Annotated in this window: 12 protein-coding genes and 4 pseudogenes; 4 read left to right on the top strand and 12 right to left on the bottom strand. The window is 75.1% G+C overall.

All coding sequences use genetic code 11. The features are described from left to right. Nucleotides 1-6: 6 nt before the first annotated feature. The gene (locus REH70_RS00770; protein ID WP_310750612.1) at nt 7-1050 is read right to left on the bottom strand and encodes an aldo/keto reductase; all 1044 of its coding nucleotides are present in this window, start codon (nt 1048-1050) and stop codon (nt 7-9) included. A 380-nt stretch (nt 1051-1430) separates the two neighbouring features. Between REH70_RS00770 and REH70_RS00765 the strand changes: the two genes are divergently transcribed. From REH70_RS00765 to REH70_RS00750, 4 genes and pseudogenes are all read left to right on the top strand, one after another. Then, nucleotides 1431-1895, top strand: coding sequence for a tRNA (cytidine(34)-2'-O)-methyltransferase (locus REH70_RS00765; protein ID WP_310750609.1), 465 nt, complete (start codon nt 1431-1433; stop codon nt 1893-1895). A 181-nt stretch (nt 1896-2076) separates the two neighbouring features. Then, on the top strand, nt 2077-3477 hold the full coding sequence (locus REH70_RS00760) for a nitrate/nitrite transporter (RefSeq protein ID WP_310750606.1): 1401 nt from the start codon (nt 2077-2079) through the stop codon (nt 3475-3477). A 51-nt stretch (nt 3478-3528) separates the two neighbouring features. After that, nucleotides 3529-5710 (top strand): annotated as a pseudogene (locus REH70_RS00755) (molybdopterin oxidoreductase family protein). Next, nucleotides 5707-7344 (top strand): FAD-dependent oxidoreductase, encoded by a 1638-nt coding sequence (locus REH70_RS00750; protein ID WP_310750603.1) that lies wholly within the window; start codon nt 5707-5709, stop codon nt 7342-7344. Before REH70_RS00755 ends, REH70_RS00750 begins: the two are co-directional and overlap by 4 nt. Before the next feature lie 15 nt (nt 7345-7359). Here the strand turns inward: REH70_RS00750 and REH70_RS00745 are convergent. The 11 genes and pseudogenes from REH70_RS00745 to REH70_RS00695 all read right to left on the bottom strand — a co-directional run bounded on the left by REH70_RS00745 (nt 7360) and on the right by REH70_RS00695 (nt 19956). Further along, nucleotides 7360-9281 (bottom strand): annotated as a pseudogene (locus REH70_RS00745) (ABC transporter ATP-binding protein). Beyond that, on the bottom strand, nt 9278-11131 hold the full coding sequence (locus tag REH70_RS00740) for an ABC transporter ATP-binding protein (protein ID WP_310750600.1): 1854 nt from the start codon (nt 11129-11131) through the stop codon (nt 9278-9280). The pseudogene REH70_RS00745 and the gene REH70_RS00740 overlap by 4 nt, the downstream one beginning before the upstream one ends. 207 nt (nt 11132-11338) lie before the next feature. Next, nucleotides 11339-13914 (bottom strand): annotated as a pseudogene (locus tag REH70_RS00735) (ATP-dependent Clp protease ATP-binding subunit). A gap of 195 nt (nt 13915-14109) precedes the next feature. Next, the gene (gene dtd / locus REH70_RS00730) at nt 14110-14535 is read right to left on the bottom strand and encodes a D-aminoacyl-tRNA deacylase (protein ID WP_310754079.1); all 426 of its coding nucleotides are present in this window, start codon (nt 14533-14535) and stop codon (nt 14110-14112) included. Continuing rightward, nucleotides 14532-14885, bottom strand: coding sequence for an asparaginase (locus tag REH70_RS00725; RefSeq protein ID WP_310754077.1), 354 nt, complete (start codon nt 14883-14885; stop codon nt 14532-14534). Before REH70_RS00725 ends, dtd begins: the two co-directional genes overlap by 4 nt. 115 nt (nt 14886-15000) lie before the next feature. Further along, nucleotides 15001-15426, bottom strand: a pseudogene (locus REH70_RS00720) (asparaginase); the annotation flags it as partial. A 118-nt stretch (nt 15427-15544) separates the two neighbouring features. Further along, the gene (locus REH70_RS00715) at nt 15545-15889 is read right to left on the bottom strand and encodes a DUF2516 family protein (RefSeq protein WP_310750597.1); all 345 of its coding nucleotides are present in this window, start codon (nt 15887-15889) and stop codon (nt 15545-15547) included. A gap of 116 nt (nt 15890-16005) precedes the next feature. Further along, the gene (locus REH70_RS00710; RefSeq protein WP_310750594.1) at nt 16006-17118 is read right to left on the bottom strand and encodes an FUSC family protein; all 1113 of its coding nucleotides are present in this window, start codon (nt 17116-17118) and stop codon (nt 16006-16008) included. A 29-nt stretch (nt 17119-17147) separates the two neighbouring features. Then, nucleotides 17148-18248 carry a glycine cleavage T C-terminal barrel domain-containing protein gene (locus tag REH70_RS00705; protein WP_310754075.1) on the bottom strand — a complete coding sequence of 367 codons (1101 nt, stop codon included), beginning with the start codon at nt 18246-18248 and terminating at the stop codon, nt 17148-17150. Nucleotides 18249-18260: 12 nt separating this feature from the next. Beyond that, on the bottom strand, nt 18261-18938 hold the full coding sequence (locus REH70_RS00700) for an FABP family protein (protein WP_310750591.1): 678 nt from the start codon (nt 18936-18938) through the stop codon (nt 18261-18263). A gap of 283 nt (nt 18939-19221) precedes the next feature. After that, nucleotides 19222-19956 carry a hypothetical protein gene (locus REH70_RS00695; protein ID WP_310750588.1) on the bottom strand — a complete coding sequence of 245 codons (735 nt, stop codon included), beginning with the start codon at nt 19954-19956 and terminating at the stop codon, nt 19222-19224. Nucleotides 19957-19998: the final 42 nt, after the last annotated feature.

Genomic DNA, 19998 nt, shown 5'->3' with positions numbered 1-19998 from the left:
GGGACGTCAGCGGGCGGTGCCGTCGACGGCGTGCGGCTCGATCGCGGCCAGCTCCTCGGCGGTCAGCGCGGGCGCGGACAGCGCCGCGATGTTCTCCTCGAGCTGGGCCACGCTGCTCGCGCCGATCAGCGCCGACGTCACCCGCTCGTCACGCAGCACCCAGCTGAGCGCGAGCTGCGCGAGGGACTGCCCGCGCCCGGTGGCGACCTCCGCGAGCGCCCGGGCCCGGGCCAGGTACGTCTCGTCGATGCGCTCGGGCTTGAGGAAGTGCCCGACGGCGGCGCGTGAGTCGGCCGGGATGTCGCCGTCGAGGTAGCGGCCGGTCAGCAGGCCCTGCGCGAGCGGGGAGAACACGATCGTGCCGACGCCGAGGTCCCCCACGACGTCGAGCAGGGACTCGGCTGCGGCGCCGTCAGGCCCGGGCTGGGCGATCTCGACGTGCCGGTTGAACATCGAGTACGAGGGCTGGTGGATGAGCAGCGGCGTCCCGAGGTCAGCGAGCACGCGCGCGGCCGCCCGGGTCTGCGCAGGGCTGTAGTTCGAGATGCCGGCGTAGATCGCCCGCCCGCTGACGACGGCGGTGTGCAGCGCCCCCATCGTCTCCTCGATCGGCACCGTCGGGTCGGGCCGGTGGGAGTAGAAGATGTCGACGTGGTCCAGGCCCATCCGGGCCAGGGACTGGTCGAGAGAGCTGAGCAGGTACTTGCGCGAGCCGCCGTCGCCGTACGGGCCGGGCCACATGTCGTACCCCGCCTTGGTCGAGATGACGAGCTCGTCGCGGTACGGCCGCAGGTCCCGCGCGAGGTGCCGCCCGAAGCTCTCCTCCGCCGAGCCGTGCGGCGGGCCGTAGTTGTTCGCGAGGTCGATGTGGGTCACGCCGAGGTCGAACGCCCGCAGGAGGACGTCGCGCTGGGTGGCCATCGGGGTGGTGTCGCCGAAGTTGTGCCACAGCCCGAGGGACAGCGCGGGGAGGTCGAGGCCGCTGCGACCGGTGCGGCGGTACGGCATGCGGGTGTAGCGGTCGTCCGCGGCGCGGTACGGCGTCGTCATCGACAGTCCTCTCGGTGGGAGCGGCCGCCAGCGTAGTGCCCGACCCGGGTCACGGGCGGCGCGCCGGGTCGGCGCCGCGCGGACCGGGCGCTCAGCGGTAAGACCTGAAGTGGGCCGGCGAGCTGTGGTGGGCACTGCTCTGGTGGGGCACGTACCCGGCGGCCCAGGCCGCCGGACGGTAGACCCCGCCGGTCCACCGGCGTCCGTCGGTGTCGCGCCGGTGCGGGTCCAGGTGCGCCGCGGCGCGCATGCACGGGTCACCGTCGGGAGACCGTGACGGGCAGGGCTCTTGCTGGATGCCGATCGTGCTCATGCCCTCCATCCTCGCGCCTGCACCGTGGTCACGCCGCAGGTGCACGCCGGGGTGGCACCATCCTCGGGTGGTCCGCATCCTCTTCTTCGAGCCCCGCATCCCGCAGAACACCGGCAACGCGATCCGGCTGGCCGCCGTCACCGGTGCCGAGCTGCACCTCGTGGAGCCGCTCGGGTTCGACCTGTCCGAGCCCAAGCTGCGCCGCGCCGGCCTGGACTACCACGACCTCGCGCACGTCGTCGTGCACGCCGACCTCGCGGCCGCGTGGGCGGCCCTCGGCGACGCCCGCGTGCTCGCCTTCACCACGCGCGCCACCACCGTCTACACCGACGTCGCCTACCGGCCCGACGACGTCCTGCTCTTCGGTCCGGAGCCCACCGGCCTGCCCGACGACGTCCTCGCCGACCCGCGCATCGCCGACGCCGTCCGCATCCCCATGCTCGCCGGACGCCGGTCCCTCAACCTCACGAGCTCGGCGTCCATCGCGGTGTACGAGGCGTGGCGCCAGCTCGGGTTCGACGGCGCCCCCTGACCTCCGGCGCGCGTCGATCTCACAGCCTCCGCTTCCCGACCGTGCGATGTCGGTCGCAGACCCTTAACGCCCCGGCACGGTCGCCCGAAACACCCGCTCCCTAGCGTCGTGGGCACCACAGGGGGCGCCGCCGGGCGCCCGCGCGGCCCGTTCCGACGGGCGGCGAGGCGGGAGGGCAGCGATGACGGCACAGCACGGATCGACCGCGATCACGAGCGGCACCACGACGATCGACAGCCCGACGGTCGACACCGTCGCCGTCGGCACGGACGTCGGCCCCGTCGTCCGGCGGGGCCGGTGGATCGACCACTGGGAGCCGGAGGACGCCGGGTTCTGGGCCGCCGGCGGCCGACGCATCGCCCGGCAGAACCTCGTGCCGTCGATCGTCGCCGAGTTCCTCGGCTTCGCGGTGTGGGCGTCGTGGAGCATCGTCGTCCCCCAGCTCGGCGCGGCCGGCTTCGCGCTCAGCATCGACCAGCAGTTCTGGCTCATCGCGGTGCCGAGCCTCGTCGGCGCGACGCTGCGCATCCCGTACACGTTCGCCGTCCCACTCCTCGGCGGCCGCAACTGGACGGTCGTCTCGGCGCTGCTGCTGCTCCTGCCGGCGAGCGCGCTCGCGTTCGTGGTCAGCCGGCCGGAGACGCCCTTCGGGACGCTGCTCGTCGTCGCCGCGCTCGCCGGGCTCGGCGGCGGCAACTTCGCGTCCTCGATGGCGAACATCTCGTTCTTCTACCCCGAGCGGGAGAAGGGCAAGGCGCTGGGCCTCAACGCCGCCGGCGGCAACCTCGGCACCGCGGCGGTCCAGCTCGCGGTCCCGATCGTCATCGTCTCCGCCGCCGGCCTGCAGCTGCAGCGCGCCGGCCTGATGTTCATCCCGCTCGTCCTGTGCGCCGCGGTCCTGGCGTGGCGCACCATGCACAACCTCACCGCGGCGAAGGCCGACTTCCGGGCGTTCGGTGCCGCCGCGGGCAACCGGCACACCTGGATCATCTCGTTCCTCTACATCGGGACCTTCGGCTCGTTCATCGGCTACTCCGGCGCCTTCCCCACGCTGCTGAACAACCAGTTCCCCGAGGTCGGGCTGAGCGTCGCGTTCCTCGGTGCGCTCGTCGGCTCGTTGGCCCGCCCGGCGGGCGGCATGCTGGCCGACCGCTGGGGCGGGGCGCGGATGACGATCGCCGCGTTCGGGACCATGGCCGTCGCGGGTCTGGGCGCCGCCGCCGCCCTGCGGGCGTCGAGCTTCCCGATGTTCCTCGCCTCGTTCCTCGTCCTGTTCGTGGCGACGGGTGTGGGCAACGGGGCGACCTACCGGATGATCCCGGCGGTCTTCCGGGTCGGCGCCACCACCCCCGAGCGCACGGCACGCAGCCGCAAGGCCGCCGCGGGGTGCATCGGGATCGCCGGTGCGGTGGGCGCGTTCGGCGGGTTCCTCATCCCGCGCGGCTTCGCGGTGTCGAACGACGTCGCGGGCAGCCTGCAGCCCGCCCTGGTCGCCTTCGTCGGCCTCTACCTCGTGATGGCCGCCACCACGTGGGCGGTCTACCGGCGGCGCGGCGCCGCGATGAGCGCGGCGGGGATCTGAGTGCCGCCCGCCACCGCGACCCACTGCCCGTACTGCGCCCTCCAGTGCGCCATGACGCTGACCCCGCCCGACGCCGCCGCCCGTGAGGTCGGCGCCCCCTCACCGTCACCGGGCGGCAGTTCCCGACCAACCGCGGCGGGCTGTGCCAGAAGGGCTGGACCAGCGCCCAGGTGCTGCGGGCCCCGGACCGGCTCACCAGCCCCTCGTGCGGGGGGCCGACGGCGAGCTGCACCCGGCGACCTGGGACGCCGCGCTCGACGTCGTCGCGGACCGCATCCAGGCCCTGCAGGCCGAGCACGGCGCCGGGGCGGTCGCCGTCTTCGGCGGGGGCGGGCTGACGAACGAGAAGGCGTACGCGCTGGGCAAGTTCGCCCGGGTCGTGCTGCGGACGCCGTTCATCGACTACAACGGCCGGTTCTGCATGGCCAGCGCCGCGGCGGGCGCCAACCGGGCGTTCGGGGTCGACCGCGGGCTGCCGTTCCCGCTCGCCGACCTCGGCGGCGCGGGGGCGGTGCTCCTGCTGGGCAGCAACGTCGCCGAGACGATGCCGCCGTCGTCGGCGCACCTCGCCGGGGCGCGGGCCGCCGGTGGCCTCGTCGTCGTCGACCCGCGCCGGTCGGCGACGGCGGCCCTGACCGACGACGGCGCCGGCGTGCACCTGCAGGCCGTGCCCGGGACCGACCTCGTCGTGCTGCTCGCCCTGCTGCACGTCGTGTGGGCCGAGGGGCTGGCGGACACCGCCTACCTCGACACCCGGACGTCCGGCGCCGACGACGTCCGGCGCAGCGTCGCCGCGTGGTGGCCGGAGCGTGCGGAGGCCGTGTGCGGGGTCCCGGCGGACGAGCTGCGCCGCGTCGCCCGGCTGCTCGCGGCCGCCGCTCCGGTCCACGGCGGCCGTGGGGCGTACGTCCTGACCGGACGCGGCGCCGAGCAGAGCACCCAGGGCACCGCGACGGTGACCGCAGCCATCAACCTCGCCCTGGCGCTCGGCCTGCCCAGCCGGACGGGGAGCGGCTACGGCGCGGTGACGGGCCAGGGCAACGGTCAGGGCGGGCGTGAGCACGGCCAGAAGTCCGACCAGCTGCCCGGCTACCGGCGGATCGACGACCCGGCCGCACGTGCGCACGTCGCCGGCGTGTGGGGGGTGGACGCGGAGGACCTGCCCGGCCCGGGCATCCCCGCCGTCGAGCTGCTGCGTCGCCTCGGCACGCCGGACGGCCCCCGCGCGCTCCTCGTGCACGGCAGCAACGTCGTGGTCAGCGCACCGAACGCCGGCCCGGTCCGGGACCGTCTCGCCGCGCTGGACCTGCTCGTCGTCTGCGACCTCGTGCCGTCGGAGACCGCCGCACTGGCGGACGTCGTCCTGCCGGTCACCCAGTGGGCCGAGGAGGAGGGGACCATGACGTCGCTCGAGGGGCGCGTGCTGCGCCGCCGTCGCGCTCTGCCAGCGCCCGCCGGCGTGCGCTCGGAGCTCGAGGTCCTGCACGACCTCGCCGCACGCCTCGGCGTGCACCGCGGCTTCCCGACCGACCCCGCCGAGGTGTTCGACGAGCTCGCGCGGGCCAGTGCCGGCGGGCCCGCGGACTACAGCGGGCTGAGCCACGCCCGCCTCGACGCCGCGACCGCCGCCGGGGACGACGGCCCCTTCTGGCCCTGCCCCGCGACCCCCGACGGCGCCGCACCGCACCCCGGCACCCCGCGGCTGTTCGCCGACGGCTTCCCGACCGCGGACGGCCGCGCCCGCATGGTCGCCGTCGACCACCACGGCCCCGCCGACGACCTGCGCCCCGACGCGCCCGTCTACCTCGTCACCGGGCGGGTGCTGCAGCACTACCAGTCCGGCGCCCAGACCCGGCGGGTGCCGGCGCTGGCGACCGCGCAACCCGAACCGTTCGCCGAGCTGCACCCACTGCTCGCCGACCGCATCGGCGTGGCCGACGGCGACCCCGTGCGCGTCACGTCGTCCCGCGGGTCCGCGGTCGCCGTCGCGCACGTGACGGGCACCGCCCGGCCGGACGTCGTCTTCATGCCGTTCCACTGGTCCGGTGACGGCAGCGCGAACCGGGTCACGAGCGACGCGACGGACCCGGTCTCCGGGATGCCGGAGTTCAAGGTGTGCGCCGTCGACGTGCGGGCGGCCGACGCGGCGCCGCCGGGCGGGACGGCGGCGCACGGCGAGGCTGACCCGGGCAGGGCGCGCACGGTGCGCACGGGCGTGGCGGTGGCGCGGTGACGCGCGTCGTCGTGGTCGGCCACGGGATGGTCGGCTCCCGCTTCGTCGAGGAGCTGGCCCGGCGCGACGCCGGCGCACGCGTCACCGTGCTCGGCGCGGAGGAGTACGAGCCGTACAACCGGGTGCTGCTCAGCGAGGTCGTCGCCGGCCGGGTCGACGTCGCGTCGCTCACCCTGCCCCGCACGTCGCTCCCCGGGGTCACGGTGCACCCGGGCGCCGTCGCCACGTCCGTCGACCGCGACGCCCGCACGGTGACGACCGGCGCCGGGGACCTCGTCCCGTACGACGCGCTCGTCCTGGCGACCGGGGCGCGCGCCCGGGTGCCCCGGCTCATCGGGATCGACCCGGACGCCGGCCTCCCGGGCGGGGTGCACGCGCTGCGCACGCTCGACGACGCCCGGGAGATCGTCGCGGCGACCGTCAACGCAGGCCGGGCGGTCGTCCTCGGCGGCGGCGTCCTGGGTCTGGAGACGGCGTGCGGGCTGGCCCGCCGGGGGCTGGCGGTCACGGTCGTGCACGGTGGTGGTCACGTCATGGACCGCCAGCTGGACGCTGCGGCCGCACAGGCGGTCGCCCACGGCCTGGCCGGCCTGGGCATCGAGCACCGCGTCGACGCGAGGGCCGTCGGGGTCGACGCCGGCCCCGACGGCCGTCTGCGCGCGCTCGTCCTGGCCGACGGTGAGCGGCTGCCGGCCGACCTGCTCGTCCTCACCGCCGGGACGGTCCCGGAGGCCGGCCTCGCGGAGGCTGCCGGCCTGCCGGTGCGCCGCGGCGTGCTCGTGGACCCCGACGGGGCGACCGCGGACCCCGCGATCCACGCGATCGGCGACTGCGCCGAGCCGCCCGAGGGCGCGAGCGGTCTCATCGCCCAGGGCTGGGAGCAGGCACGTCGGCTCGCGGCCCACCTCGCCGACCGAGCGACCCGTCCGTCCGGACCGGCACCGGACCGCCCGGGCGTCCCGAGCGGCGCCGGTGGCCCCGGCGGTGCGGTCGGTGCCGGCAACCCGGTCGGTGCGGTCGGTCCGGGCAGCCCCGGCGCCCCGGGCACGGACGTCGTGCGACTCAAGGCGTCCGGCCTGGAGGTCGTCACGATGGGTGTCGGCGCGGGGCGGGGCGAGGCGCCGACCGGTCACCGCTGCGTCCGGCTCAGCGACCCCGGCGCCGGGCGGCACGTCGAGGTGGTGGTGGCCGACGGCGTCGTCGTCGGGGCGACGTGCGTGGGTGCCGGCTCCGTCGCGGCCTCCCTCACCGCTGCGTACACCCGGCGCACCCCCACCCCGCGGGACCCCGCCTACCTCCTGCTCGGTCCGCTGGCCGGTGCGGGTGACGCCGCGTCCGACCCGTCGCCGACGCTCATGCCGGACCGCACGACCATCTGCCGCTGCAACGGGGTCACCAAGGGCGACCTGGTCGGGCACTGGCGTGCGGGGGCTCGCACGGTCGAGGAGGTCGCCCACGCCTCGCGCGCGACGACCGGGTGCGGCGGCTGCACCGACGCCGTGTGCGGCATCCTCGAGTGGCTGCACCGGACCGACCCACCGGCCGGCCCCGACCGTGACGGCGCCCCGCCACCCGCCGATGCGCCCGCGCGCCCCGTCCTCGCGGCCGGGGCGGCCGCGGCCGGCCCGCACTGAGCCGCGGCCGACGCCCTACACCAGCGAGTCGCGCCAGGCCGCGTGCATGGCGGCGAACCGGCCGCTGCCGCCGACGAGCTCGGCCGGGGTGCCGTCCTCCACGACCCGCCCGTCGGACATCACGAGCACGCGGTCGGCGATGGCGAGCGTGGAGAGGCGGTGCGCGATGATCACGGCCGTCCGGTCGGCGAGCAGGGTCTGCAGGCCGTGCTGCACGAGCCGCTCCCCGGGATGTCCAGCGAGCTGGTGGCCTCGTCGAGGATGAGCACCGCGGGGTCGGCGAGGAACGCCCGGGCGAACGAGATGAGCTGGCGCTGCCCGGCCGAGACGCGCCCGCCGCGCTTGTTGAGGTCGGTGTCGTAGCCGTCGGGCAGCGCGGTGATGAAGTCGTGCGCGCCCACGGCCCGGGCCGCCCGGACGATCTCCTCGTCGGTCGCGGTCGGCCTCGCGAGCGCGATGTTGTCCCGGACGCTGCCGGAGAACAGGTACGCCTCCTGGGTCACCATGACGACGGCGCGGCGCAGGTCCGCCGTGGGGATGTCGCGCAGGTCGACGCCGTCGAGCGTGATCCGGCCGTCCGTGACGTCGTAGAACCGGGACAGGAGCTTGGCGAGCGTGGACTTGCCCGAGCCGGTCTGCCCGACGACGGCGACGGTCTGACCGGCCGGGATGTCGAGGTGGAGGTCCGGCAGGACGGTCGTGCCCGCGGCGTACCCGAAGGCCACGTGGTCGAAGCGGACCGCGCCCGACGCCCGGGGCAGCGGGACCGGACGGGCGGGCTCGCGGATCGTGGGCTCCTCCTCGAGCAGACCGGAGATCTTCTCCAGCGCCGCGGCCGCCGACTGGAACGCGTTGTAGAACATCGCCATCTGCTGGACGGGGCCGAAGAACCGCTTCGTGGCCAGGACGACGGCGAGCAGCACGCCGACGTCCATCGTCCCGTCGAGCACGCGCATCCCGCCGAGCGCGAGCACGGTCGCGGCGGTGAGGTTGCCGATGAGGACGAGCCCCGGGTCGAGCACCCCGTTGAGGCCCATCGCGCGGGCGTTGACCGCCCGGTAGTCCTCGGTCAGCTCGGCGAAGGTGTCGTCGTTGCTGCGCTCGCGCCGGAACGCCTGCACCGCGCGGATCCCGGTCACGGTCTCGACGAAGTTGACGATGAGCCGCGCCGAGGCGACCCGGGAGGTGCGGTAGTACAGCTGCGACCGCTTCCGGAACCACCGCGTGAGGAGGTAGACCGGCACGACGGCGACGCCGAGGACGAGCCCGCTGCGCCAGTCCAGCGCGAACAGCGTGATCCCGGTGAAGACCATGAACAGCGCACCCTGGACCAGTGCGGTCAGCCCGGAGTCCAGCAGCTCGCGCACCGCCTCGAGGTCCGACGTCTGCCGGGAGATGATCCGCCCGGACGTGTACGACTCGTGGAACTCCAGGCTCAGGCGCTGGGTCTGGCGGAACACCCGCCGGCGCAGGTCGAGCAGCACGGCCTGGCTCACCCGGGCCGCGACGCGGATGTACCCGGCGGTGCACGCACCCGCGAGCACCGCCGCCGCGACGTAGGCGGCCCCGACCAGAACGGTGCGCGTCCAGTCGCCGTCCCGCGCCGCCGGCAGCGCCTCGTCGATCCCCAGGGCGATGAGCGGCGGCCCCGCGACGCGCGCGGCCTGCGCGACCACGACGAGGACGACGGCGAGGGCGAAGTCCGGGCGTCGTGACTCGAGCAGCGAGGACAGCAGGCGCAGCGAGCGCCGGCGGATGCTGCGTGACTGCCGGCGGTCCGGGTCGCTGTTCTCCTCGTCCGCGACCCCGAAGCCCGCGAGCGCGCGGGGGTCCGGATGCGTGGCCGCCCCGGCCTGCGCGGCGTCGGCGGCGCGCGCGGACGCGGTGGCCGGCGCGGCGTCGACCGGCTCGGTGACGGACGTCCGACGTGCTCTCACACCCGCACCTGCGCCATCTGCTCGCTCTCCGCCAGGCTGGAGATGACGTAGCGGTAGTGCTCGTGCGTGGCGACGAGCTCGGAGTGGGTCCCGACCGCGCTGATCCGGCCCTCCTGGAGGACCGCCACCCGGTCGGCCAGCGCGACGGTCGACGGCCGGTGCGCGACGACGAGTGCCGTGGTGCCCTCGACCTCGCGCCGCAGCGCCGCGGTGACGAGCTCCTCGGTCGAGACGTCGAGCGCCGAGAGCGGGTCGTCGAGCACGAGCACGCGGGGGCGCGCCGCGATGGCGCGGGCGACCGCGAGCCGCTGACGCTGGCCCCCGGACAGCGCGAGCCCCTCCTCCCCGATCTGCGTGTCGACGCCGTGCGGCAGGTCGTGGACGAACTGCGCCTGCGCGACGGCGAGCGCGCGCTCGAGGTCCGCGTCGGTGCGCGCGGACGGTGGCGCACCGAGCAGCACGTTCGCCCGGACGGTGTCCGAGAACAGGGTGGCGTCCTCGAACGCGACCGCGACGAGGCTGCGCAGGTCACCGCGCGTCATGTCCCGCACGTCGACGCCGTCGATGCGCACGCTGCCGGCCGTCACGTCGTAGAGCCTCGGGACGAGCATCGCCATCGTCGTCTTGCCCGCACCGGTGAGCCCGACCAGCGCCATCGTCTCCCCGGCGCGGATCTCGAGGTCGACGCCGTCGAGCACGCCACCCGGCCCGGCAGCGCCGTCGTGCCGGAAGCGCACGTCCGAGAAGGTCAGTGCACCCCGCGCGGTCGGTCGGCCGTCCGCGTCCCGCGGCAGCTCGACGGGACGGGCCGGGTCGGCGACGTCGTTGACGGTGTCGACGACCTCGAAGTGGCGGTCCACGGCGGTCTTGGCGGTGAGCGTCATCGACAGCAGCTGACCGACCTGCTCCACCGGGGAGTTGACGACCGAGGCGGTCGCGAAGAACGCGGCGAGCGCCCCCACGTCGAGCTGCCCCTGCGTGACCCGGAAGATCCCCCAGAACAGGCACACCCCGAGGACGACCTCGGGGATCGTCGACAGCGCGAACGAGATGGTCGACAGCGTGCGGGCCTTGCGCAGCTCGGTGTCCCGCAGCGTGCCCGCCTGCTCGGCGAACCCGGAGAGGGCGTGGTTGCCGCGGCCGAACGCCTTGAGCACCCGGATCCCGTGGACCGACTCCTCGACGGTCGTGGCGAGGTCGCCCGCCTGGTCCTGGCTGAGCCGGGAGATGACCCGGTACCGCCGCGAGAACCGGAAGCTCAGCACGACGACGGGGACGGCGCCGAGGAGGTACACCAGGCCGAGCGGACCGCCGAGGGAGATCATGAGCGCCGCGCCCACGAGGATGGTCGTGGTGTTCACGACGAGCATGACGATGCCGTAGGACAGCCAGCGGCGCAGCAGCCCCAGGTCGGACATGGCCCGCGACAGCAGCTGACCGCCCGGCCAGTGGTCGTGGAAGCCCACCGGCAGGTCCTGCAGGTGGGCGAACAGCGTGCGCCGCAGACGTGCCTCGACGTGCGTGCCGGGGACGAGGATAAAGGCGCGACGCGCGAAGATCAGCCCGGCCTCGAGGACCCCGAGCGCGAGGACCGCGCCGACCGCGGCCCACAGCCCGGACCGGTCGCCCGACTGCGCGTCGAGCAGCGTCCCGTCCACGAGGTGCTCGAGCACCTGCGGGACGGCGAGTGCGGCGAGGCTGGCCCCGAGCGCGCAGAGCATCCCGGCGACCAGCCGCGGGAGCACGGGGCGGACGAAGGGCCCCAGGCGCCGGAAGGTCGAGACCGTCGAGACGACGGGGGCACCGCCGTCACGGCGGGGTGGGGTGACCGGTCTGTCCGAGGACGGCATGAGAGGGCGTCGATCCTCCGCGCTCAGGGGTGTGGCCGCGCTCCGGTGCGGGCGGCCGACGACAACGCTAGCCCCGGTCAACCGGGGGCGCGCGACGGGTCCGCCCCGTGGTCGCCCGGCACGAAGGGCCCGGATCCGTGTGGATCCGGGCCCTTCGTGGTCGGTGCCGGCCGTCAGCCGGCTGCGCCGGTCGGCGTCCGCCGGCCGTCAGCCGAGCTGCGGCATCGTGCCGGTGTCGCCGAGCGAGGAGGCGGGCGGCGCGGGCGGGACGTCGACGCCCGAGCCGGGCGTCCCCTTCGCGCCGATGCCCACGGGCTCGAACGTCCGGTCGCCCTTGGGCTCGCCCCGGAAGGTGAACTCACCGAGCAGGCCCTCGCCGACGGCGTCGACCACGACCTTCTGGCCCGCGTGCAGCTCGCCGAAGAGGATCTTCTCGGAGAGCTGGTCCTCGATGTCGCGCTGGATCGCGCGACGCAGCGGACGGGCGCCGAGCACCGGGTCGTAGCCCTTCTCCGACAGCAGCTTGCGGGCCGCCGGGGTGATCTCGATGGACATGTCCTTGTCGGCCAGCCGCTGGTCGAGCTTGGCGATCATCAGGTCGACGATCGCGAAGATCTCGGGCTGCGACAGCTGCGGGAACACGACCACGTCGTCCACGCGGTTGAGGAACTCCGGCCGGAAGTGCTGCTTGAGCTCGTCGTTGACCTTGGCCTTCATGCGCTCGTACGACGTCGACAGGTCGCCGCCGGCCTGGAAACCGGTCTGCACGCCCTTGGCGATGTCCCGGGTCCCGAGGTTGGTGGTCATGATGATCACGGTGTTCTTGAAGTCGACCACCCGACCCTGGGAGTCGGTCAGGCGACCGTCCTCGAGGATCTGCAGCAGCGAGTTGAAGATGTCCGCGTGCGCCTTCTCGACCTCGTCGAACAGGACGACCGAGAACGGCTTGCGACGCACCTTCTCGGTGAGCTGGCCACCCTCGTCGTACCCGACGTAGCCGGGGGCGAGCCGAACAGCCGCGAGACCGTGTGCTTCTCGGAGAACTCGCTCATGTCGAGCTGGATGAGCGCGTCCTCGTCGTCGAACAGGAACTCCGCGAGCGCCTTGGCGAGCTCGGTCTTCCCGACGCCGGTGGGGCCGGCGAAGATGAACGAGCCACCGGGACGCTTCGGGTCCTTGAGCCCGGCCCGGGTGCGACGGATCGCCTGGGACAGCGCCTTGATGGCGGCGTCCTGACCGATGACCCGCTTGTGCAGCGCGTCCTCCATGTGGAGCAGGCGCGAGCTCTCCTCCTCGGTGAGCTTGAACACCGGGATGCCGGTCGCGATGGCGAGCACCTCGGCGATCAGGTCCTCGTCCACCTCGGCGACGGAGTCCAGGTCACCGGACTTCCAGGCCTTCTCCTTCTCGATCCGCTTGAGGCCGAGCTGCTTCTCGGTGTCGCGCAGGCGCGCGGCCTTCTCGAAGTCCTGCTCGTCGATCGCGGACTCCTTGTCCCGGCGCGCCTCGGCGATCTGCTCGTCGAGGTCCCGCAGCTCCGGCGGAGCCGTCATGCGGCGGATGCGCAGGCGGGCGCCGGCCTCGTCGACCAGGTCGATCGCCTTGTCCGGCAGGAAGCGGTCGTTGACGTAGCGGTCCGCGAGCGTCGCGGCCGCCACGAGCGCCCCGTCGGTGATCGAGACGCGGTGGTGCGCCTCGTAGCGGTCGCGCAGGCCCTTGAGGATCTCGATGGCGTGCTTGAGGTTCGGCTCCGAGACCTGGATGGGCTGGAACCGGCGCTCGAGGGCCGGGTCCTTCTCGACGTACTTGCGGTACTCGTCGAGGGTCGTGGCACCGATGGTCTGCAGCTCGCCGCGCGCCAGCATCGGCTTGAGGATGCTCGCGGCGTCGATGGCGCCCTCGGCGGCACCCGCCCCGACGAGGGTGTGGATCTCGTCGATGAACAGGATGATGTCGCCGCGGGTGCGGATCTCCTTGAGGACCTTCTTCAGCCGCTCCTCGAAGTCACCGCGGTAGCGGCTGCCGGCCACGAGCGCACCCAGGTCCAGCGTGTAGAGCTGCTTGTCCTTGAGCGTCTCGGGCACGTCGCCGCGCACGATGTCCTGCGCGAGGCCCTCGACGACGGCGGTCTTGCCGACGCCGGGCTCGCCGATGAGGACGGGGTTGTTCTTGGTGCGGCGGGACAGCACCTGCATGACCCGCTCGATCTCCTTCTCGCGACCGATCACCGGGTCGAGCTTGGTGTCGCGAGCGGCCTGGGTGAGGTTGCGCCCGAACTGGTCGAGCACCGCGGAGCCCGCCGGCTGCCCCTCGGCCGGGCCGCCGGCCGCGACCGGCTCCTTGCCCTGGTAGCCCGAGAGGAGCTGGATGACCTGCTGGCGCACGCGGTTGAGGTCGGCGCCGAGCTTGTTGAGGACCTGGGCGGCGACGCCCTCGCCCTCGCGGATCAGCCCGAGCAGGATGTGCTCGGTCCCGATGTAGTTGTGGCCGAGCTGCAGGGCCTCGCGCAGCGAGAGCTCCAGCACCTTCTTGGCGCGCGGGGTGAAGGGGATGTGACCGGACGGCGCCTGCTGGCCCTCGCCGATGATCTCCTGCACCTGCGAGCGCACGGCGTCGAGCGAGATCCCGAGGGACTCCAGCGCCTTGGCGGCGACACCCTCACCCTCGTGGATCAGACCCAGGAGGATGTGCTCGGTGCCGATGTAGTTGTGGTTGAGCATCCGCGCCTCTTCCTGGGCGAGGACGACCACCCGGCGGGCTCGGTCGGTGAATCTCTCGAACATGTGCACTCCTCACGAGCGGCGTGCAGCCGGGCGTGGGAGCCCGGCCTGGGTCAGCGTGTTGACCAGGCTAACCGCGGGGACCCACGCGGACTGCCCGTGTTCGCCGCAGGCGTGACGCCCCCGGGACGCGGTCACGGCGCGGTCACCACGCGGTCACCAGGCGATCACGCGAGGTGTCACCCGCGGCGCGCGGCGTCAGGCCTCGAGCAGCAGCGTGACCGGGCCGTCGTTCACGAGCTCGACGGCCATGTCCGCGCCGAACACGCCGGTCGCCACGGTCAGCCCACGGGCGCGCAGCGCGTCGACGACGGCGGCGACGAGCGGCTCTGCGACGGGTCCGGGGGCGGCGGCGTTCCAGGTCGGTCGGCGTCCCTTGCGGGTGTCGCCGAGGAGCGTGAACTGGCTGACCACGAGCACCGGCGCGCCGAGGTCGACCGCCGAGCGCTCGCCGCGCAGCACCCGCAGCTCGGCGACCTTGCGGGCGATGGTCGCGACCTGCTCCGCGCCGTCGTCGTGCGTGACGCCGACCAGCACGAGCAGCCCCGGCTCCGTGATCCGGCCGACCACCTCGCCGTCGACCGTCACCGACGCGCGGGTGACCCGTTGGACGACCGCCCTCACGCGCCGTCCGGCGGGCCGAAGGTGGGCAGCACGGCGCCGACCGGCCGGCCGTGGCCGAGGACCGGGGTGCGGGCCGCGGCCCGCACGGCCTCGCCGTCCGCGCCCGCGAGGGCGAGCGCCGCACCGAGCACCGCCGCACGCGGCCGGTCGCCGCCGTCGAGCACCTTGAAGGCGACGGCGCCGCCGTCCGGCAGGCCGGCCGCGTAGACGCCGTCGGCGCCGTCCTTGGCCACGAGGCCGGGGTGCGCGCGCATGAACCGGGTGACGTCCCGGCCCGTCCCGCCCACGAGCTCGGGGTGGCCCGACATCGCCGCGGCGACCCGGGCGGAGGCGCTGCCGGGCCCCCGAATCGGGGCGACGGCGATCGCGCCGAACGCACGGGCCAGCCCCGCAGCGTCGTCGAGAAGAGGGCGCGCCGCAGCCGTCCACGCCTGCGTGGTCGACGGCGACGCCGGTGGCCGCCGCGACCCGGGCGCGGACCGCGCGCTGCAGCGGGTGCTCGGGGTCGAGGTAGTCGGCGGTGGGCCAGCCGGCGGCGACGCACGTCGCGAGCATCGCGGCGTGCTTGCCCGAGCAGTTCTGCGCGAGGGCCTCCGGCCCGCGGCCGGCGACCTGCCAGGCCAGCGCGGCGGCCGGGTCGAGCGGCAGCGTCGGGGTGTTGCGCAGGTCGGCCTCGGTCAGCCCGGCACCGTGCAGCACCGACCGGACGACGTCGAGGTGGACCGGCTCGCCGGAGTGGCTCGCGCAGGCGAGGGCGAGCGGGGCGCCGTCGAGACCGGCGCCGGCGTCCAGCAGCGCGAGCGCCTGCAGGGGCTTGAGCGACGAGCGTGCCCAGATGACGGCGTCCGGGTCACCCAGGGCGAGGCGGGTCCCACCGTCCGGCCCGAGCACGACGAGGTGGCCCAGGTGCACGGACTCCACGAGGTCGCCGCGGGTGACGCGGGCGAGCGGGACGGCGCGCGTGGCGACGTCAGCGGTGGTGGTGATGGAGGTGGTGGTCACCGGCCGGTCACCAGCCGCTGCGCGGCCCCGACGGTCCCCCGCGGGGGCCGCGCCGACCCGAGTAGGGCGCCACCGCCGGCCGGACGTCGGCCAGGTAGATGCCGGCGATGACCGCGCTGCCCAGCGTGAAGAGCGACAGCCCGCCCGCCCCCAGCGGGGGCAGGGCGATGAAGGTCAGCGCGGTCGCGACCCCGGTGAGCACGAGCCAGAACTTCTTCGTGCGCTTGCCGGCGCTCGTGAAGGCCGCCGCGGGCCGGGAGCCCGCGTCCACGAGGGACCACACGGACAGCCCGAAGGCGACGAGGCCCACGGCCAGGTAGACGAGGCTCTGCGCAGCAGCGATCGAACTCACGTGCCGAGGGTACGAGACATGTGGCGATCCGACGTCCGCGGGTCGCCCGGACGCCGGGTCGAACCGGGTCGGGTCGGGCCGGTCGGTCGGGCTGCGGCGCCGGCCGGACCCTGCGGTCAGATCTCCGGCAGCAGCGCCCGCGCCACCGCCGGGTCGGCTCCGGCGACCTCGAGGAGGTCCACGACCAGCGACCGCAGCAGCAGCACGACGCTCTGCACCTGCCAGTCGTCGGGGGCGAGCACGAAGGGGTCCATCCGGACCGCGATGGCCTCCAGGGTCCGGCGCGGAGCGTCGAGGCCCGCCCCGGCCCCGAACGCCTCGGCGAGCGCCTCGGTCGCCGAGCCGAGCTCCTCGAGCACGAGCGCGAGGCCCTCCACCCGGTGCGGTCCCTGGCACAGCGGACCACAGCGGCGGGCGATGACCCGTGCGTTGCGCAGCGCGCGGTCCCCGAGCGCGGACGCCGTCTGCAGCGCGGTCAGCTCGTCGCGGTGCCGCAGCCAGCGCGGGGACACCCGCGCCATGTCCCGCGCCCCGAGCGCGACGGCGCGCCACTCGTCGAACGCCGGCTGGGACGCCCGCCCGCGCAGCAGCGCGTCCTCGACCTCGTCGACGCTGCCGGCGCGCAGCCCACGCACGAGCTGCCCCAGCGTCGCGACGAGCTCGAGCAGCGCGGCGCGCGCCGCCCGGCGCGGCAGCCGGCGCGGGTCGCCCGGGGTGAGCGCGGCGACGGCGACCGCGACCGCACCGCCGACCAGCGCGTCCGTCCAGCGGCCGAACGCGCCGCCGCTCGCGACGGACGCCGGGAGCCCGACGACGACGATCGCCTGCACGCCGGACTGGGTCGCGAGCATGCCGCCGCGGTCGAGGAAGCGGCCGACGGACGCCGCCAGCACGAGCGCCAGGCCGATCTGCCACCACCCGGCACCGATGAGGTGGGCCAGCAGGTCGCCGAGCGCCACCCCGATCGCGACGCCGATCGCGAGCTCGGCCACCTTGCGCAGCTGTCGGGTCTGGCTGAAGCCGAGCGCGATCCACGCCGAGACCGGCGCGAAGAACGGGTAGGGGTGGTCGAGCCCGTAGCGCGCGATCGCGTACGACCCACCGGCGGCCACCCCGGCCTGGAGGATCGCCACGGCCGAGCCCCGGACGCGCGAGACGCCCTGACGCACCCGCGCACGCAGCCGCACCGACCGCCGGCGCGGCACCGGCACCGCGTACGCGGTGCTCACGGGCGGCTCACCGGCTGCTCACCGGGCGCTCACAGGCTCGGTCGGTGCCCCAGGCCCCGGGCCACCGGGCGCCGCTGCGCCGGCCGGTCGACCGAGACGCCCTCACCGGGCACGACGACCTCCTGGCCGGCGGCGATCGCGCCACCGTCGCAGTCCACCTCGAGGTCGACGTCCTCCGGGGTGCTGCGCTTGACGACCGCGAGCGCGATCGGGCCGAGCTCGTGGTGGCGCGCGACGGTCGTGACGGCACCGACAACGCGGTCGCCGGCGCGGACCTCGGCGCCGCGCTCGGGCAGCAGGTGCCCGGAGCCGTCCAGGTGCAGCATCACGAGCCGGCGCGGCGGGCGGCCAAGGTTGTGCACGCGCGCGATCGACTCCTGACCGCGGTAGCAGCCCTTGTCCAGGTGCACCGCGGTGCGCAGCCAGTCGAGCTCGTGCGGGATCGACCGGTGGTCGACCTCGGTGGCCGCCCGCGGGCGCCACGCCTCCACGCGCAGCGCCTCGGCGGCCCAGGTGCCGGCAAGGCGCCAGCCCGCCGCCTCCCGCTCGGCGACCGCGGCGACGAGGTCGGCGCGCGGGACGAGCACGAGCCGCCAGGGACGGTCCGCACCGGGGTGGTCGGCGTCGTCACGGCCGTAGCGCGTCCCGCCGGGCAGCGTCCGCGGCCACGGGTCGCACCACGTGACCGGCTCGCCCTCGACGCCCTCGGACGCGACCGGCTCGCCGAGCGTGGCCCAGTCGGCGGAGACGTCGGTGACCTCGACGCGGAGCATGAACCGCATGCGGTCCAACCAGGCCGCGAGCGGCGCCGCCCCCGGGCCCTCGGTGAGCAGCCAGGTCGCCTCGCCGTCGTCGACGACGCCCGCGGCGTGCTCGATGTGGCCCTGCGGGCTCAGCACGAGCAGCTCGGTGGACACCCGCGGCGGGAGGCCGAGCAGGGTCTGGGACGTGATCGAGTGCAGCCAGCTGAGCCGGTCCGGCCCCTCGACGCGGACGACACCGCGGTGGGAGAGGTCGACGACGGCGCCACCGGCCGCGAGCGCACGCTGCTCGGCCGTCGGGTCGCCGAGGTGCCACGCGACGCCGTCGTCGACGCCGGCGGCCGCGACGGCACCGCGGCGCCCGAGCAGGGGCTCGCCATGTCACGCCTCCTGACGGGTCAGACGCGCGGACGCGTACGTCTGCATGGGGTGGCCGAACGCGGCGAGGTCCCACGCCCACATCAGCTCGCCGTTGACCAAGCCGTAGAGCCGCTTGGCGGCGGCGACCTCGGCGGCGGTGGACGTGCGGGCGATGAGGTCGCTGACCAGGTCGATGCGGCCGTTGCCGACGGCCCCGACGTACACGCCGACGTGCCCGGCGGGGTCCGCCATGAGGACCTCCACCGGGTACTGGTTCTCGCTCAGCCCCGCGGGACGCTCGGAGGAGATCCGCCAGAACCCGGACTCCGTCGACCACACCGGGCCGTCGTCGGGCGACGCGCCGCCACCGGCGCCCGACCCCGCGGGCTCGGGCACCACGCCGCCCGCGGTCCGCAGCGGCTCGGCCTCGCCCGAGGCGCCCGGAGCGGCCGGGTCCGGCGCGGCGCCGGCGGCGTCGTCCCCGGTGAGCGCGGCGGCGTCGTCGGGCACGACGACGAGACGGATGGTCGAGGTGTAGCGCAGGTACGGCCCGCCGTCGTGGTCGAACTCGACGTCCTGGGTGAACGCCGCCTCCTCGATCCCCGGGTAGCCGACGACGCCCTCACCGCGCCACCGGCCGACCAACCAGGCCAGCGGGTACACCTCGGGTGCGAGACCGTCGGGCAGGGAGAACGCCATTCGCGGGAGCCTTCCGTCAGCGCAGGCGGCGACCAGCCGCCCCCTGCGGTCGTGCGGTGAGGTCAGCGCTCAGGTCAGCGCTGACCCTTGTACAGGCGCAGGATCACCAGGCCGGCGATCCAACCGATCGCGATCGTCGCGGCGACCAGCAGGCCGATGAAGAGGATCTCGAGCGCGTGCGTGGACATGGGGGTGAGCCTACCGACCGCGCGACGCCCGGGCGTCGCGAGTGGTCGACACCACAGCGCCCGCAGGGCCGCCGGCACCCCGCGCCGGCACGCGCTCAGCCGACGAGGACGCGCGCGACCACGTAGACGACGACGCCGGTGACGGTCACCGGCAGGACGGCACCGGCGACGGCGGGCCACCGGTCGCCCGTCGTGGGCAACCGGTCGAACAGCCGGTGCAGCGTCGCGACGAGGACCCCGACGGCGAGCCCGATGAGACCGCCCGCGAGCGGGTCGACGTCCGGCACGAGCGCGGCGGCCCCTGCCCCTGCCCCGGCGGCCGCGACGACCGTGACGACCGCGGACAGCCAGCCCCTCAGGCGCACCGCGGAGACCACCGAGCCCACCGCGAGCGCGAGCGCCCCCGTCACGACGACCTCCTCCCCGGCGGTCGTCCGGCCGGCCGCGACCCACCCGGCGACCGAGGCCGCGACGAGCACACCGGACACCACCGCGGCGACCGACTCCACAAGCCGCTCGCGGCCGTCCCGTCGCACGAGCTCGCGGACGAAGGCGAGCACGATCGCCAGCGCGAACACCTCGGGCAGCTCACGCAGGTACGGCTCCCCGGTGGTGGCGACGACCGCCGCCACACCGCCGACCCCGCCCAGACCGATGACCACGCCGGCGCCACGACGCGCCGGCGCGTCGGCCAGTGCCGGCCACCCGACCGCGACGGTGATGGCGAGCAGCGCGGCGACGACCACGAGGGCGACCTCACCGAGGAGCGCGGCGCCGGCGACCGCGGCGGCGAGCGCCGCGCTGAGGACCGCGCGGGTGGCGACCGTCATCGGGCGGCGACACCCGTGGACGGGGTCGGGGACGGGCAGGTC

Source organism: Cellulomonas sp. ATA003, from assembly GCF_031582905.1.
GTDB lineage: Bacteria > Actinomycetota > Actinomycetes > Actinomycetales > Cellulomonadaceae > Pengzhenrongella.
The sequence above is the reverse complement of the archived record's forward strand: the minus strand, read 5'-3'. Positions and strand labels throughout refer to the sequence as shown.